A 14,329-nucleotide genomic window follows, 5' to 3' on the forward strand; every position below is an offset into this window, starting at 1 on the left:
AATGACTGAAAAAGTGAAGTAAGTGTAAGATGAGAACGATGCAACAGCGAGAATCAGGTTCTATTTTTGTCGGCGTTATTATAATAGTAGGGCTATTTTTTCTATTCTTTTGGGGCATGCAACAGATGCTCTCTCAGGAGTGGTTTTTATTACGTAAAAAATCTGCTTGGGTTGAGAAATTGCATGTTTCAAAATCTTTTGTTCGAAAGCCGAATCAATTTTCAATTACCAAAAAAGAGGCTCATCAAGTCGAGAAGTGTGACCTGTATCGGCAGAAAATCCTAATTAGGAATCGTCAGTCAGAGGGGAATCATTCTTTAAATATATCTGATTGTTATAATGACCCCTTTTATAAGTTAAATGTTGATTTCTATCTAGATGCCGTATCTCCTGATCAAAATATCTCTTATGCGCACTATTATTATGAGGTCAATAATGACAGTAAGGCCTTAGAGAATGCTGTTTTAGTTGAGTTTGTGAGGGTTGAAGAAGATTTGGTATCGGTTGTTATTCTTCATGAGAACCAGCAATATGATTACCAGTTGCCTCTATTTGATGATCAAGAACGGATACAGTATCAGTTAGTGAAAGGTATCGATAGTGGAGTGGCGATAATTGTAAATCGCACGCTTTGGTTTTTGTCGTTTACAGGGGAGGTGAAGCTTGTTGCGCGAGACTTACCTTTTAAATTTGAATCAATACTGTTATCTGCTTTAATTCCTGTTAAGAAGGGGCTCGATAATGATAGTGAAAAAAATGCGTTATATTTCAATAGAACCTATTTGAATAAAGTCTATTTTTTAGTGCGTCCAACAAAAGCAGAATTGAGATTATACTTGATAGATGCTGCCGGTATTGGAGGAGAGATAAAAAGATGGAATCTTGATAATGAACGAGATTTTGATGAGGGATATGGAGTGTTGGAGAAAAGGATTCGTTTAAGTTTAGATCGTTGGAGCGTGGAGTGGTTAGATCAGGCGGGAATAATACTCTTATTCAAGAGTCTTGATCAGGAATATGACCGACTATTTGCAATAGATTGGGGAGGCAGTCCGTTATGGGGAGATCGAGCTTTTTGGGTTCGTCAGGTAGATAACGGTGTTTATTGTGGTTTGCAGCAAATATTGTTTGAGCCTGTGCCGGGATGGATTCTAGGATGTCAGCGATTACGAGAAGGTAAAATAGTGATAGAGTAGTTTAATCGAATGGGTATACGGTCATTGGCGCGGCTAATGACTAAGGTAAAGGTGGGATCAAATGACAAAAGATAAAACAGCTTTTTTTGAAACAGTCAATGTTCAGCGTTATCGCGCTGGAGAATGGCGGATGGTGAAAGATGACGTGTTAATAGAACGTCCAGTATCGCTTATTTATAATGGTATGCCGCATGTTGTCATTATGTGTACGCCGCAAGACTTAATAGATTTTATCTATGGGTTTTCTCTAACTGAAGGTATTGTTATGAGTCGAGATGATATTCGCTCTATCGATATTCATCCTAAGCCATTAGGCGTTGAAGCGCGCGTTGAGGTTACCCCTCTCTGTATGTTCCGTATTGAGGGACGAAAGCGACAGATGAGTGCACGAACAGGGTGCGGTATTTGCGGTTTAGATACATTGACTGATGTGGTGAGAGAACAAAAGCCTATTGATTTCGATTTTAAAATAAATGAGGTTGCGATTGATAAAGCGTTGGGTGATGCTACGGATGCGCAGATTATGAATCAAAAGACGGGTGGGGCGCATGCAGCTTTCTTTGTCGCAAGTGATGGTGTAATTATGTTAATGCGAGAAGATGTCGGTCGGCATGTGGCACTCGATAAGCTGATAGGTGGGATGATACAGCAGAATATAGATCCTAAAAGTGGTTTTATCTTGACCACTTCTCGGGCAAGCTTTGAGATGATACAGAAAGCTGTTGCTGCGCGGGTGGGGTTATTGGTAACAATGTCAGCACCCACTTCTATGGCGATTGATCTAGCGCATGAAATGAATTTGAAACTTGCCGCTTTTAGTCGAGTCGGTAAAATTAATCTTTATTAAAATTAATCTCTATCAAGGTTGACAGAAATGGTGATTAATTATACTATCTCGTATCCCCTAGGGTAACTGAGGGGTAATTACGTTTTTTGTTATTTTTATAACTCATGTTTTAAGCAAGGATTTAGATTTAATGGTAACAGTTAATCAGTTAATCCGCCGTCCGCGCGGAACGAAAGCTGATAAATCTGACGTTCCTGCACTTGAGGGTTCACCTCAACGTCGTGGAGTGTGTACAAGGGTTTATACAGCAACACCTAAAAAACCTAACTCTGCTATGCGTAAAGTATGTCGTGTTCGTTTAACTAACGGATATGAAGTGTCTAGCTACATCGGTGGTGAAGGCCATAACTTACAAGAGCACAGTGTTGTTTTAGTACGTGGTGGAAGAGTAAAAGACCTTCCAGGGGTTCGTTATCACGTTGTTCGTGGTGCATTGGACTCGCAAGGTGTTGATAAACGCCGTAAAGGTCGTTCAAAATATGGTGCTAAGAAGCCTAAAGCTTAATCAAGCTTGGTGATTTTAGTTAAGATTGGATTTAGTATTTATTGAGAGTATCTCATGTCTAGAAGAAGAGAAGTCCCAAAACGCGAGATTTTGCCTGATGCAATGTATGGCGATGTAATGCTTGCGAAGTTTATTAATATGGTGATGGTTTCTGGTAAGAAATCGATCGCTGAGCGAATCATGTATGGCGCATTAGATATCGTTAAAGAGAAAGGCCACGAAAATCCTGTTGAAGCCTTAGAGCAGGCTTTAGAAAATGTTCGACCAAAAGTTGAAGTTAAGTCAAGACGCGTTGGTGGTGCAACTTATCAGGTTCCTGTAGAGGTTCGTGCCACAAGACGTGATGCCTTAGCTATGCGCTGGATGGTAGATGCGGCTAGAAAACGTTCTGAAAAATCAATGGTTCGTCGTATGGGTGCTGAAATTTTAGATGCACTTGAGAATCGTGGTGCTGCGGTGAGAAAAAGAGAAGATATGCACCGTATGGCAGAAGCAAACAAGGCGTTCTCACATTTCCGCTGGTAAGAAATTTACAGAATTTGTTTATGCAACTGCGGTGCTCATCTATAATGGGTCACCGCATTTGTTGTTTAAAGAAAAAATTGAATTTATAAAGAAGGATTTTAATTATGGCTCGTACTATGCCTATTGATCGATATCGGAATATCGGTATCAGTGCTCACATCGATGCAGGAAAAACTACGACTTCTGAGCGTATTCTGTTCTATACAGGTAAAAATCACCGTATTGGGGAAACTCATGATGGTACTGCAACAATGGACTGGATGGCTCAAGAGCAAGAGCGTGGTATTACAATTACCTCTGCTGCAACAACCTGTTCATGGAAAGGAATGAAACAGCAATTCCAAGAGCATCGTATTAATCTTATCGATACTCCGGGACACGTTGACTTCACAATCGAAGTTGAGCGTTCAATGCGTGTATTAGATGGTGCGGTAATGGTTTACTGTTCAGTAGGTGGTGTTCAGCCACAATCTGAAACAGTATGGCGTCAAGCAAATAAGTATGCGGTGCCAAGAATTGCATTTGTAAACAAAATGGATCGTACTGGTGCTGACTTCTTCCGTGTTGTAAGTCAAATGAAAGAGCGCTTACGTGCGAATGCTGTACCAATTCAAATTCCAATCGGCGCTGAAGATAAATTTGAAGGTGTGATTGACTTAGTAACAATGAAAGCAATCTACTGGAATGAAGAAGATATGGGAATGACGTTCGAAGAGCGTGAAATTCCAGCGGATCTTCTTGCGGATGCCGAAAACTATCGTTCAAAAATGGTAGAGGCAGCGGCTGAATCAAGCGAAGAGTTGATGGATAAATACCTTGAAGAGGGTGAATTGACTGAAGAGGAGATTCGACAAGGTCTTCGTGCTCGTACGCTTGCGTCTGAGTTAGTGCCTGTGTGCTGTGGTTCTGCATTTAAAAATAAAGGTGTTCAAGCGCTTCTTGATGATGTGATTTATTACCTTCCATCACCAACTGAAGTAAAAGATATTTCGGGTGTATTACCAGATGGTGAGCCAGGTGTGCGTATCTCTTCTGATGATGAGCCGTTCTCTGCGCTTGCATTTAAGTTGGCGAATGACCCGTTTGTAGGTAACTTAACGTTCGTGCGTGTTTACTCTGGTGTTATTAAGTCAGGTGACCATGTTTATAACCCTGTAAAAGGTAAGCGTGAGCGTGTAGGTCGTCTATTACAGATGCACTCAAATTCTCGTGAAGAGATTGATGAGATTCGAGCAGGGGATATCGCGGCGATGGTGGGTCTTAAAGATGTCATTACAGGTGATACACTTTGTGATCAAAAAGACCAAATTACACTTGAGCGTATGGAGTTCCCTGAGCCTGTAATCTTTGTTGCAATTGAGCCAAAAACAAAAGCTGACCAAGAAAAAATGGGTCTTGCACTTTCTCGTTTAGCGCAAGAAGATCCATCTTTCCGTGTGAGAACTGATGAAGAATCAGGTCAAACAATTATCGGTGGTATGGGTGAGCTTCACTTAGATATTATCGTTGACCGTATGAAGCGCGAATTTAAAGTTGAGTGTGGCGTTGGTGCGCCTCAGGTTGCTTATCGTGAAACAATTACTAAAGCTGTTGAGGCAGAAGGTAAATTTGTTCGTCAGTCAGGTGGTCGTGGTCAGTTCGGTCATGTTTGGTTACGTATCGAACCGCAAGAGCTTGGTAAAGGTTATGAGTTCATTGATGAAATCGTGGGGGGTGTCGTTCCAAGAGAATATATCCCTGCGGTTGATAAAGGTATTCAAGAACAGATGGCAAATGGTGTTATCGCAGGATATCCAATCGAAGATGTGAAAGTAACACTTTATGATGGTTCATACCATGATGTTGACTCAAGTGAAATGGCGTTTAAAATCGCAGGTTCTATGGGTTTCAAAAATGGTGTTCAAAAAGCAGGTCCTGTATTACTTGAGCCTGTAATGAAAGTGGAAGTTGAAACGCCTGAAGAATATATGGGTGATGTAATGGGTGACTTGAATCGTCGTCGTGGTAACCTTCAAGGTATCGATGATGCATATGGTTCAAAATTGATCCGTGCAGAAGTCCCATTATCAGAAATGTTTGGTTATGCAACTGCACTTCGCTCATCAACACAAGGTCGTGCAACATACTCTATGGAGTTCTTGAAATATCAACAAACTCCTAATAATGTTGCAGAATCAATTATTAACGCAAGCAAAAAAGACTAATTTTTAAGAGTTAGTCGCTCTGAAAAACAATTAGTTGAAATAATAGTTTGCAATCTAAGAGACAAGCTCTATAATGTAGAGCTTGTTTTTAGCTCTTTAAAAAATTGGGGTATTAGAATATGTCAAAGGAAACTTTTAGTCGTAATAAACCGCACGTAAACGTCGGTACAATTGGTCACGTTGACCATGGTAAAACTACTTTAACAGCTGCATTAACTAAAGTGGGTAATGAATCTTCAGGTGCGAATGTTCGTGCATACGATCAGATCGATAATGCACCAGAAGAGAGAGAGCGTGGTATTACAATCTCTACTTCTCACGTAGAATATGAGTCACCATTACGCCATTATGCACACGTTGACTGCCCAGGACATGCTGACTATGTTAAAAACATGATCACTGGTGCGGCACAAATGGACGGCGCGATCCTTGTTTGTTCAGCTGCAGATGGTCCTATGCCACAAACTCGTGAGCATATCCTGTTATCACGCCAAGTAGGCGTTCCATATATTGTTGTTTTCTTAAATAAAGCAGATATGGTAGATGATGCTGAGTTAATCGAATTAGTTGAGATGGAAGTTCGTGAACTTCTTGATGCGTATGAATTCCCTGGCGATGATACTCCAGTAATCGTAGGTTCAGCACTTAAAGCAATTGAAGGCGATGAGTCTGAAATTGGTGTGCCTGCAATCAAAAAATTACTTGATGCACTTGATAGCTGGATTCCACTTCCAGAGCGTCAAATCGACAAGCCTTTCTTGATGCCAATCGAAGATGTATTCTCAATCTCAGGTCGTGGTACAGTTGTAACTGGTCGTGTTGAGACTGGTGTTGTTAAGACTGGTGAAGAGTTAGAAATCGTTGGTATCCGCCCTACACAAAAAACTACCTGTACTGGTGTTGAAATGTTCCGTAAGCTTCTTGATCAAGGTCAAGCAGGGGACAACGTAGGTGTTCTTCTTCGTGGTACTAAACGTGAAGATGTTGAACGTGGTCAAGTATTAGCAAAACCAGGTTCAATCAAGCCACATACAAAATTTGAAGCAGAAGTATACGTTCTTTCTAAAGAAGAAGGTGGTCGTCATACTCCATTCTTCAAAGGTTATCGTCCACAATTCTATTTCCGTACTACAGACGTGACTGGTTCAGTTGAGTTGCCTGAAGGTGTAGAAATGGTTATGCCTGGCGATAACGTGAAAATGGTTGTTGAGTTGATTAACCCAATCGCTATGGATGAAGGTTTACGTTTCGCAATTCGTGAAGGTGGCCGTACAGTTGGTGCGGGCGTTGTAGCTAAAGTTATTGCATAATTAATTTTTTCCTAGGCTCTTTTTGAGTCTAGGATTTTTAAAATGAGAGTAGTATGGATAATCAAAGAATTAGAATTCGCCTTAAAGCATTTGACTATCGTTTAATCGATCAGTCAGCTAAAGAGATTGTTGAAACGGCTAAGCGCACTGGCGCACAGGTCAAAGGTCCTATCCCTTTACCTATCAAACGTGAAATCTTCACTGTATTGACTTCACCGCATGTAAATAAAGATGCACGTGATCAATATGAGTTGAGAACCCATAAGAGACTTATGGATATCGTAAATCCAACAGATAAGACAGTAGATGCTTTAATGAAGCTTGACTTAGCTGCTGGTGTGGATGTGCAAATTCGTTTAGGTTAATCCCTAAAAGAGTTTGTCCGCGATGAAGGTCGCCAACCTTCCTCTCGTTTTTATTATTATTTAATTGAGGTTATTAAAATGGCAGTAGGATTAATCGGAAAAAAACTCGGAATGAGTAGGGTTTTTGGTGAAGATGGTCGCTCACTAGCAGTGACTGTTGTGCAAATCGAAAACAATGAAATTGCTCAAATTAAAACAGAAAATGTCGATGGCTACAGCGCAATCCAAGTCGCGCATGGTCCTCAATACTCAAGCAAAAAGAAAAAATCATTAGATGGTCATTTTGCTAAAGCGGGAATTACTTCAAGTCGTTCACTTTGGGAATTCCGTCTTGATGCAACACAAGTTGCTGAGTTTGAAATTGCACAAAAGTTAACTGTAGAATTATTTGAAGCGGGACAAAAAGTCGACGTTTCAGGTATTACACAAGGTAAAGGTTTCGCCGGTACAATTAAACGTCATAACTTTGCTGGTCAACGTAATACGCATGGTAACTCATTGTCACATCGTGTTCCTGGATCAATTGGTCAATGTCAGGATCCTGGTCGTGTTTTTAAAGGCAAAAAAATGTCAGGGCATATGGGTGCAGTTCGTAGAACAGCTCAAAACCTTGAAATCGTTGGCGTAGATACAGAGCGCAACTTACTTCTCATTAAGGGTGCTGTCCCAGGATCTAAGGGGTCAGATGTTGTTGTGTCTCCTGCAATTAAAGTGAAAAGAGGTAAGGCGTAATGGAAATTCAAGTAATTGGCGGATCTCCAGTTGAATTAGATGAAGCGCAATTTGCTCGTGATTTCAACGAAGCATTGGTTCATCAAGTTGTAACTGCGTATCAAGCAGGTGGTAGAGCTGGTACCCGTGCACAAAAAACACGTTCAGAGGTGGCGGGAAGTACTGCAAAACCTTGGAGACAAAAAGGAACGGGTCGTGCTCGTGCGGGTAGTAAACGTAATCCAATTTGGAGAGGCGGTGGTGTAACTTTCGCTGCTAAGCCACAAAATTGGAGTCAAAAAATTAACAAGAAAATGTATAAAGCGGGAATGCTTAACATTCTTTCTGAGTTAATTCGTAGTGAAAGATTAGTTGTTGTGGAAGATTTCACAGTAGCAGAGCCTAAAACAAAAGCATTCATTGAAAAGCTTACAGGCTTAAATATTGAAAGTAGAAGCGTGTTAATAGTCACCGAAGCAGTAGATTTTCCTTTATACCTAAGTGCAAGAAATGTGCCACATGTTCTTTTGCTTGATGTTGAAGCGATTGACCCGGTTAGCCTAGTGCGTTTTGATAAAGTGGTAATGACTAAACAGGCGCTTGTTGCAGTTAAGGAGTGGTTAGCATGAGTCTAAGTGTTAAAGAAAGATTAATGAAAGTGATCATTGCTCCTCATGCGTCTGAAAAAACAGCACGCCAAGAAGAGCTTAATGGTGAAGTAACTTTTCGTGTATTGAAAGATGCGAATAAGAAAGAGATTGCTGATGCAGTTGAATTATTATTCAATCGTAAAGTCGCGAAAGTAACTGTGCTTAATCAAAAAGGTAAGCGCAAATCATTTGGTCGTCATATGGGTGTCAAGCAAGATTGGAAGAAAGCTTACGTTACTCTTGCTGACGGGGAAGATGAAATTGATTTTTTAGGTGATATGTAATGAGTATAAAAAAAGCAAAACCAACTTCACCGGGCCGTCGCGGGTTAATTCAAGTTGTTACTCCAGGTTTGCATAAAGGTAAACCTTATGCACCACTTTTAGTAAGTCAGCACAGTACTGGTGGTCGTAATAATGATGGTAGAATTACCTCTCGTCATCGCGGTGGTGGTCATAAGCAACATTATCGTTTAATTGACTTTAAACGTGATAAAGAGAATATCCCAGCGAAAGTTGAGCGTATCGAATACGATCCAAATCGTACTGCGCATATTGCATTACTTTGTTATGTGGATGGTGAGCGCCGTTATATCATTGCGCCACAAAAAGTAGAAGTAGGCGATGTGTTGTTTGCAGGTTCAAATGCACCTATCAAAGCAGGTAACGCTCTTCCTCTTCGCAATATTCCGATAGGTACTACTATTCACTGTGTAGAAATGAAGCCAGGTAAAGGCGCGCAACTTGCACGTTCTGCTGGTGCATCTGTACAGTTAATTGCAAAAGAAGGCGCATATTCAACATTACGTCTTCGTTCAGGTGAGATTCGTAAAGTTCTCTCTGATTGTAAAGCGACAATTGGTACAGTGAGTAATGGTGAGCATAGCCTTCGCGTGCTTGGTAAAGCCGGTGCAAAACGTTGGTTAGGTGTTCGTCCACAAACTCGTGGTGCGGCGATGAACCCGGTAGATCACCCACATGGTGGTGGTGAAGGTCGTTCATCAGGTGGTAGACATCCTGTAACGCCTTGGGGACAACCTACTAAAGGTTATAAAACACGTACTAATAAGCGCACAAGCAAATATATTGTCCGCCGTCGTACTAAATAATTACATCGAATAAAGGGTAAAATATGCCACGTTCTATAAAGAAAGGTCCATTTATCGATCATCATCTACAAAAGAAAGTAGATGAAGCAGTAGCGTCAAATAACCGTCGTCCTATCAAGACTTGGTCACGTCGCTCAATGATCCTTCCGGAAATGATTGGACTTACAATTGCTGTTCACAACGGTAAAATTCATGTGCCGATTTTAATTACAGAAAACATGATTGGTCATAAGTTAGGTGAGTTTGCACTTACCCGTACTTATCGCGGTCATGCTGCAGATAAAAAAGCACGTTAATAAGGAGATATATTATGGAAAGCAGAGCAATACATCGCAATGCGCGAATTTCTCCTCAGAAAGCGCGCTTAGTTGCAGATCAGGTACGTGGGTTACCTGTTGATCGTGCACTTACTTTATTACAATTCAGTGATAAGAAAGCTGCAGGTTTAATTCGTAAAGTATTAATTTCATCAATGGATAATGCTGAGAATAACTTTGGAGCAGACATCGATACCCTATTTGTGAAAACAATTATGGTTGATGAGGGTCCTCTTCTTAAGAGAATGCGCGCACGTGCTAAAGGCCGTGGTGACCGTATCCTCAAGAAGACCAGTCATATCACTGTAGTCGTTGCTGAAGCTTAATAGGAGTAAGTCAAAATGGGTCAAAAAGTAAATCCAACCGGTATACGCTTAGGGATCTCAAAAGACTGGAATTCGCGTTGGTACGCGGATTCTAAAGCCTTCCCTGAGTTCGTTGAATCTGACTTTAGAGTTAGAGAATATTTGAGAAAGAAATTAGCAGGGGCTGCAGTTTCTAAAATTCATATCAGCCGTCCATCAAAGTCTGCACAAGTTGTTATTCATACAGCTAGACCTGGTGTTGTGATTGGTAAGAAAGGTGAAGATATTGAAGTACTTCGTAAAGAACTTTCTAAAATCATGGGTTGTCCTGTACATGTTCTTATCCAAGAGATCAGAAAGCCGGAATTAGATGCATATCTTGTCGCTGAAGGTATCGCACAACAATTAGAGCGTCGTGTGATGTTTAGACGTGCTATGCGCCGAGCTGTAACAAATACTATGCGTTTAGGTGCTGAAGGGATTCGTGTTAATGTATCAGGTCGTTTAAACGGTGCTGAAATTGCACGTGCAGAGTGGTATCGTGAAGGTCGTGTGCCATTGCATACATTCCGTGCGGATATCGACTACGGAACAGCTGAAGCATTAACAACTTATGGTATCTTAGGGGTTAAAGTCTGGATCTACAAAGGTGAAGTGTTTGATTACCTTGCAGTGGAGCAGGAAGAAGCAGCACCTAAGAAAAGAAACAGAAGAAGGAAAGGTGAGTAATCATGTTGCAACCAAAACGTACTAAATTTAGAAAAATGCGTAAAGGTCGTAACCGTGGGGTTGCGGCAGCAGGTAATAAGGTGGATTTTGGCGAGTTCGGATTAAAATCTACTGAAAATGGACGCATCAATGCTCGTGAAATCGAGGCAGCACGTCGTGCGATTACTCGCTATATCCGTCGTGGTGGTAAAGTTTATATCCGTGTTTTCCCTGATGTGCCAATTACTGGTAAACCATTAGAAGTTCGAATGGGTAGTGGTAAAGGTAACGTTGAATACTGGGTAGCAAAAGTTCAACCAGGTCGTGTGCTTTTTGAAATTGAAGGTGTCACGGAAACTGTTGCTCGTGAAGCATTTAGACTTGCTTCTGCAAAGCTATCTGTTAAAACAGCGTTTGCTGAACGTACAGTTCTTTAATAGGTGAGGGTATTCATGAGTAAAGTATCTAAAGCAACTCAATTAAGAGAAAAGTCTGTTAATGAGTTAAGAGAAGAAAAACTTCAATTGCAACGTGGTTTGTTTAACCTTCGTATGCAAAAGGCAACTGGTCAACTTGAGAAGTCTCACCAGTTTAAAGAGTCTCGTAGAGAAATCGCGAGAATTAACACAGTACTTGGTGAAAAAGAAGAGGGTGGTAAATAATGACTACTGCTATTGAACAACAACATGCTCGTACTGTGATCGGTACAGTTGTTTCAAACAAAAGTGATAAAACCATTACTGTATATGTAGAAAGATTAGTTAAGCATCCTAAATACCAAAAGTATGTAAAACGCTCAACTAAATTCTATGCGCATGATGAAGCGAATGCATGTAATATTGGTGATATCGTAGAAATCAAACAAGTGCGTCCTATTTCTAAGAAAAAGACTTGGGACTTAGTACGCGTCGTTGAAGAAGCGAGGGGTTAATAATGATTCAGATGCAAACAGTTTTAGATGTTGCTGATAACTCTGGTGCACGTAAAGTGATGTGTATCAAGGTTCTCGGTGGTTCACATCGTCGCTATGCAACCGTTGGAGATGTTATTAAAGTTTCTGTAAAAGAGGCGATTCCTCGTGGACGTGCGAAAAAAGGTGATGTGTACAATGCAGTTGTTGTAAGAACTCGTAAAGGTATTCGTCGTCAAGATGGATCTTTGATCAAGTTTGATGGCAATGCTGCAGTTCTTCTTAATAATAACTTGGATCCAATCGGAACTCGTATCTTTGGCCCTGTAACTCGTGAGTTGCGTGGTGATAAGTTTATGAGAATTATTTCGCTTGCACCTGAAGTTATCTAGTCAAGAGGTTTTAAATATGGCAAAGATTCGTAAAGGTGATGAAGTTGTAGTAATTACCGGAAATAGTAAAGGGCATCGCGGTACTGTATTAGAAGTCAAAGATGGTCGTGTAAAAGTAGCTGGCGCTAACAGAGTAATTAAACATGTAAAACCTAATCCTCAGTTAGGGATTGAAGGTGGACGTGTTGAGCAAGAGTCTTTTATCGACATTTCAAATGTAAAACTTCACAGCGCTGAAGCTTCAAAATAAAAATCTAGTTAGAGTATCTGTAATGATTGAGAAATTAATATAGATACTCTTTATTAGATTTTAAAACATAGTGTAAAAAAAGTTGGCTATTCTTAACGCTTTTGGTATTATAGCCAGCTCATTTTATAAATAATTACTGTGTCCAATAGGATGTATCGCGTTAAAAGACATATCCGTTAGGCATTGAGGAATATCATGAAAGCAAGATTAAAGCAATATTATGATGAAGTTGTGGTTCCAAAACTCATTGAAGAGTTTGGCTACACTAATCCTATGGAAGTACCAAAAATTACCAAAATCTCATTAAATATGGGTGTTGGTGAAGCGGTTCTTGATAAGAAAGTAATGGATTTTGCAGTCGCAGAAATGACTGCTATTTCAGGTCAACAAGCACAAGTAACGTTGTCTAGAAAGTCTGTTGCAGGTTTCAAAATCCGTGATGGTTGGCCTGTAGGTTGTCGTGTAACACTTCGTCGTACAACAATGTATGAGTTTTTAGATCGTTTGATCAATATCTCTTTACCACGCGTAAGAGATTTCCGTGGTGTGAGCGCTCGTTCTTTTGATGGTCGCGGTAACTATAACTTTGGTATTAAAGAACAGATCGTTTTCCCTGAAATCGAATATGAAAAAGTTGATGCAGTACGTGGTATGGATATTAGTATCGCGACGACAGCAAAAACTGATAAAGAAGCAAAAGCGCTTCTCAGTGCTTTCAACTTCCCATTTCGTAATTAATTATAAAGCAGGATATTATGGCTAAAGTATCAATGGTTAATCGCGAGAAAAAGCGTGCAAAATTAGTTGCAAAATACGCTGCAAAACGCGAAGAATTAAAGAAAATTATTATTAGTACAGATGCTACAGCAGAAGAGAAAGAGACTGCAGTAGTAGCATTACAGAAGTTACCAAGAGATTCCTCTCCATCTAGACGTCGCAGACGTTGTAGCATTACTGGTAGACCTCATGGTGTTTATCGCAAGTTTGGTCTTGGTCGTAACAAGTTAAGAGAAATCACTATGCGTGGTGATATTCCTGGCTTAAGAAAATCTAGTTGGTAGGAGAATTATTAATGAGTATGCACGATCCTATTTCAGATATGTTGACTCGCATTCGGAATGCGCAAATATCTGAAAAAACAGAAGTAGAGATTCCGTTCTCTAACTTAAAAAAATCTATTGCAAACGTACTTCTTGAAGAAGGTTACATTGCTAATATCAAAACAACTGGTGAAAAAGTATCTGATAAGAAACTTGTTCTTGAGTTGAAATATTATCAAGGCAGACCCGTTATTGAGCGTATCGAAAGAGTTAGTAAGCCAAGTCTTCGTGTTTATCGTGATAAACACGGTCTTCCACAGATTTTAGGTGGCTTAGGGATTGCTATTGTTTCAACTTCACAAGGTATGATGACTGACCATAAAGCGAGATCTTTGTCGCTTGGTGGTGAAGTGATCTGCGTTGTTGCTTAATTAGGGGGTTCGGATGTCACGTGTAGCTAAGCAGATTATTACTGTGCCAGCGGGTGTTGAAGTCACAATCTCTGGTAATAACGTAAAAGCAAAAGGTCCTAAAGGTGAGCATGATTTACAATTGCATTCATCTGTAGGAATTAAACAAGAAGGGAATGAATTAGAAATCGTTCCAGATTTAGTGCAAAGCAAAGGTAGTTATGCTATTGCCGGTACTATGCGTTCGTTAGTAAACAATTTAGTAGTAGGTGTATCTCAAGGATTTGAGAGAAAACTTATTCTTAATGGTGTTGGTTACAGAGCGCAAGCACAAGGTTCAACGCTTAACCTTACTCTTGGTTTCTCTCATCCTATCGCTCACACTATGCCTGAAGGTGTAACTTGTGAGACACCTACACAAACTGAAATTGTGATCAAAGGTGTTGACAAACAAGCCGTGGGTCAAGTTGCAGCTAAAATCAGAGCGTATCGTCCACCAGAGCCTTATAAAGGTAAGGGTGTTCGTTACTCGGATGAAGTTGTTTCATTGAAAGAAGTTAAGAAAAAATAGGTGAG

General features: G+C 40.3%; 23 protein-coding genes. All 23 read left to right on the forward strand.

Features of this window, described 5'->3' with window-relative positions; genetic code table 11:
• Nucleotides 1-29: 29 nt before the first annotated feature.
• The 23 genes from WMO13_RS01010 (at nt 30) to rplF (ending at nt 14,324) form a co-directional block, all read left to right on the forward strand.
• Nucleotides 30-1,196, forward strand: a complete 1,167-nt coding sequence (locus WMO13_RS01010) for a hypothetical protein (protein WP_342386879.1) — start codon at nt 30-32, stop codon at nt 1,194-1,196.
• A gap of 61 nt (nt 1,197-1,257) precedes the next feature.
• Nucleotides 1,258-2,043 carry a formate dehydrogenase accessory sulfurtransferase FdhD gene (gene fdhD, locus WMO13_RS01015; protein ID WP_051396300.1) on the forward strand — a complete coding sequence of 262 codons (786 nt, stop codon included), beginning with the start codon at nt 1,258-1,260 and terminating at the stop codon, nt 2,041-2,043.
• A gap of 130 nt (nt 2,044-2,173) precedes the next feature.
• Nucleotides 2,174-2,548: a 30S ribosomal protein S12 gene (gene rpsL, locus WMO13_RS01020; protein ID WP_026879366.1), complete on the forward strand. Its 375-nt coding sequence runs from the start codon at nt 2,174-2,176 to the stop codon at nt 2,546-2,548.
• 54 nt (nt 2,549-2,602) lie between these two features.
• Entirely contained in the window at nt 2,603-3,073 is a 471-nt protein-coding gene (rpsG, locus tag WMO13_RS01025) for a 30S ribosomal protein S7 (RefSeq protein ID WP_026879365.1), read from the forward strand.
• A 104-nt stretch (nt 3,074-3,177) separates the two neighbouring features.
• Entirely contained in the window at nt 3,178-5,277 is a 2,100-nt protein-coding gene (gene fusA, locus WMO13_RS01030) for an elongation factor G (RefSeq protein WP_026879364.1), read from the forward strand.
• A 119-nt stretch (nt 5,278-5,396) separates the two neighbouring features.
• On the forward strand, nt 5,397-6,587 hold the full coding sequence (tuf, locus tag WMO13_RS01035; RefSeq protein WP_109188571.1) for an elongation factor Tu: 1,191 nt from the start codon (nt 5,397-5,399) through the stop codon (nt 6,585-6,587).
• Between the two features lie 53 nt (nt 6,588-6,640).
• On the forward strand, nt 6,641-6,952 hold the full coding sequence (rpsJ, locus tag WMO13_RS01040; protein ID WP_026878329.1) for a 30S ribosomal protein S10: 312 nt from the start codon (nt 6,641-6,643) through the stop codon (nt 6,950-6,952).
• Nucleotides 6,953-7,030: 78 nt separating this feature from the next.
• Nucleotides 7,031-7,684 (forward strand): 50S ribosomal protein L3, encoded by a 654-nt coding sequence (gene rplC / locus WMO13_RS01045; protein ID WP_026878330.1) that lies wholly within the window; start codon nt 7,031-7,033, stop codon nt 7,682-7,684.
• Nucleotides 7,684-8,292 carry a 50S ribosomal protein L4 gene (gene rplD, locus WMO13_RS01050; RefSeq protein ID WP_026878331.1) on the forward strand — a complete coding sequence of 203 codons (609 nt, stop codon included), beginning with the start codon at nt 7,684-7,686 and terminating at the stop codon, nt 8,290-8,292. The genes rplC and rplD overlap by 1 nt, the downstream gene beginning before the upstream one ends.
• On the forward strand, nt 8,289-8,597 hold the full coding sequence (gene rplW / locus WMO13_RS01055; protein WP_026878332.1) for a 50S ribosomal protein L23: 309 nt from the start codon (nt 8,289-8,291) through the stop codon (nt 8,595-8,597). The genes rplD and rplW overlap by 4 nt, the downstream gene beginning before the upstream one ends.
• The gene (rplB, locus tag WMO13_RS01060) at nt 8,597-9,421 is read left to right on the forward strand and encodes a 50S ribosomal protein L2 (RefSeq protein WP_026878333.1); all 825 of its coding nucleotides are present in this window, start codon (nt 8,597-8,599) and stop codon (nt 9,419-9,421) included. The genes rplW and rplB overlap by 1 nt, the downstream gene beginning before the upstream one ends.
• Nucleotides 9,422-9,444: 23 nt before the next feature.
• On the forward strand, nt 9,445-9,717 hold the full coding sequence (gene rpsS / locus WMO13_RS01065; protein ID WP_026878334.1) for a 30S ribosomal protein S19: 273 nt from the start codon (nt 9,445-9,447) through the stop codon (nt 9,715-9,717).
• 14 nt (nt 9,718-9,731) lie between these two features.
• Nucleotides 9,732-10,064 (forward strand): 50S ribosomal protein L22, encoded by a 333-nt coding sequence (rplV, locus tag WMO13_RS01070; RefSeq protein WP_026878335.1) that lies wholly within the window; start codon nt 9,732-9,734, stop codon nt 10,062-10,064.
• Nucleotides 10,065-10,079: 15 nt separating this feature from the next.
• Nucleotides 10,080-10,772: a 30S ribosomal protein S3 gene (gene rpsC / locus WMO13_RS01075; RefSeq protein WP_026878336.1), complete on the forward strand. Its 693-nt coding sequence runs from the start codon at nt 10,080-10,082 to the stop codon at nt 10,770-10,772.
• Between the two features lie 2 nt (nt 10,773-10,774).
• Nucleotides 10,775-11,188 carry a 50S ribosomal protein L16 gene (rplP, locus tag WMO13_RS01080; protein WP_026878337.1) on the forward strand — a complete coding sequence of 138 codons (414 nt, stop codon included), beginning with the start codon at nt 10,775-10,777 and terminating at the stop codon, nt 11,186-11,188.
• A gap of 15 nt (nt 11,189-11,203) precedes the next feature.
• Complete coding sequence (rpmC, locus tag WMO13_RS01085; protein WP_026878338.1) at nt 11,204-11,413, forward strand: 50S ribosomal protein L29; 210 nt, start codon at nt 11,204-11,206, stop codon at nt 11,411-11,413.
• A complete protein-coding gene (rpsQ, locus tag WMO13_RS01090) occupies nt 11,413-11,682 on the forward strand; it encodes a 30S ribosomal protein S17 (protein ID WP_026878339.1) in 270 nt (89 codons plus the stop codon). The genes rpmC and rpsQ overlap by 1 nt, the downstream gene beginning before the upstream one ends.
• A 2-nt stretch (nt 11,683-11,684) precedes the next feature.
• The gene (gene rplN / locus WMO13_RS01095; RefSeq protein ID WP_026878340.1) at nt 11,685-12,053 is read left to right on the forward strand and encodes a 50S ribosomal protein L14; all 369 of its coding nucleotides are present in this window, start codon (nt 11,685-11,687) and stop codon (nt 12,051-12,053) included.
• 16 nt (nt 12,054-12,069) lie between these two features.
• Nucleotides 12,070-12,303, forward strand: a complete 234-nt coding sequence (gene rplX / locus WMO13_RS01100) for a 50S ribosomal protein L24 (RefSeq protein ID WP_051396082.1) — start codon at nt 12,070-12,072, stop codon at nt 12,301-12,303.
• A gap of 195 nt (nt 12,304-12,498) precedes the next feature.
• Nucleotides 12,499-13,041 (forward strand): 50S ribosomal protein L5, encoded by a 543-nt coding sequence (gene rplE / locus WMO13_RS01105; RefSeq protein WP_026878341.1) that lies wholly within the window; start codon nt 12,499-12,501, stop codon nt 13,039-13,041.
• Nucleotides 13,042-13,058: 17 nt separating this feature from the next.
• Nucleotides 13,059-13,364: a 30S ribosomal protein S14 gene (gene rpsN, locus WMO13_RS01110; protein ID WP_026878342.1), complete on the forward strand. Its 306-nt coding sequence runs from the start codon at nt 13,059-13,061 to the stop codon at nt 13,362-13,364.
• An 11-nt stretch (nt 13,365-13,375) separates the two neighbouring features.
• Nucleotides 13,376-13,774 (forward strand): 30S ribosomal protein S8, encoded by a 399-nt coding sequence (gene rpsH / locus WMO13_RS01115; RefSeq protein WP_026878343.1) that lies wholly within the window; start codon nt 13,376-13,378, stop codon nt 13,772-13,774.
• A gap of 13 nt (nt 13,775-13,787) precedes the next feature.
• Nucleotides 13,788-14,324, forward strand: a complete 537-nt coding sequence (gene rplF, locus WMO13_RS01120) for a 50S ribosomal protein L6 (RefSeq protein WP_026878344.1) — start codon at nt 13,788-13,790, stop codon at nt 14,322-14,324.
• Nucleotides 14,325-14,329: the final 5 nt, after the last annotated feature.

Origin of the sequence: Ignatzschineria larvae DSM 13226, assembly GCF_038500265.1 — a bacterium.
GTDB classification, from domain to species: Bacteria; Pseudomonadota; Gammaproteobacteria; order Cardiobacteriales; family Wohlfahrtiimonadaceae; genus Ignatzschineria; species Ignatzschineria larvae.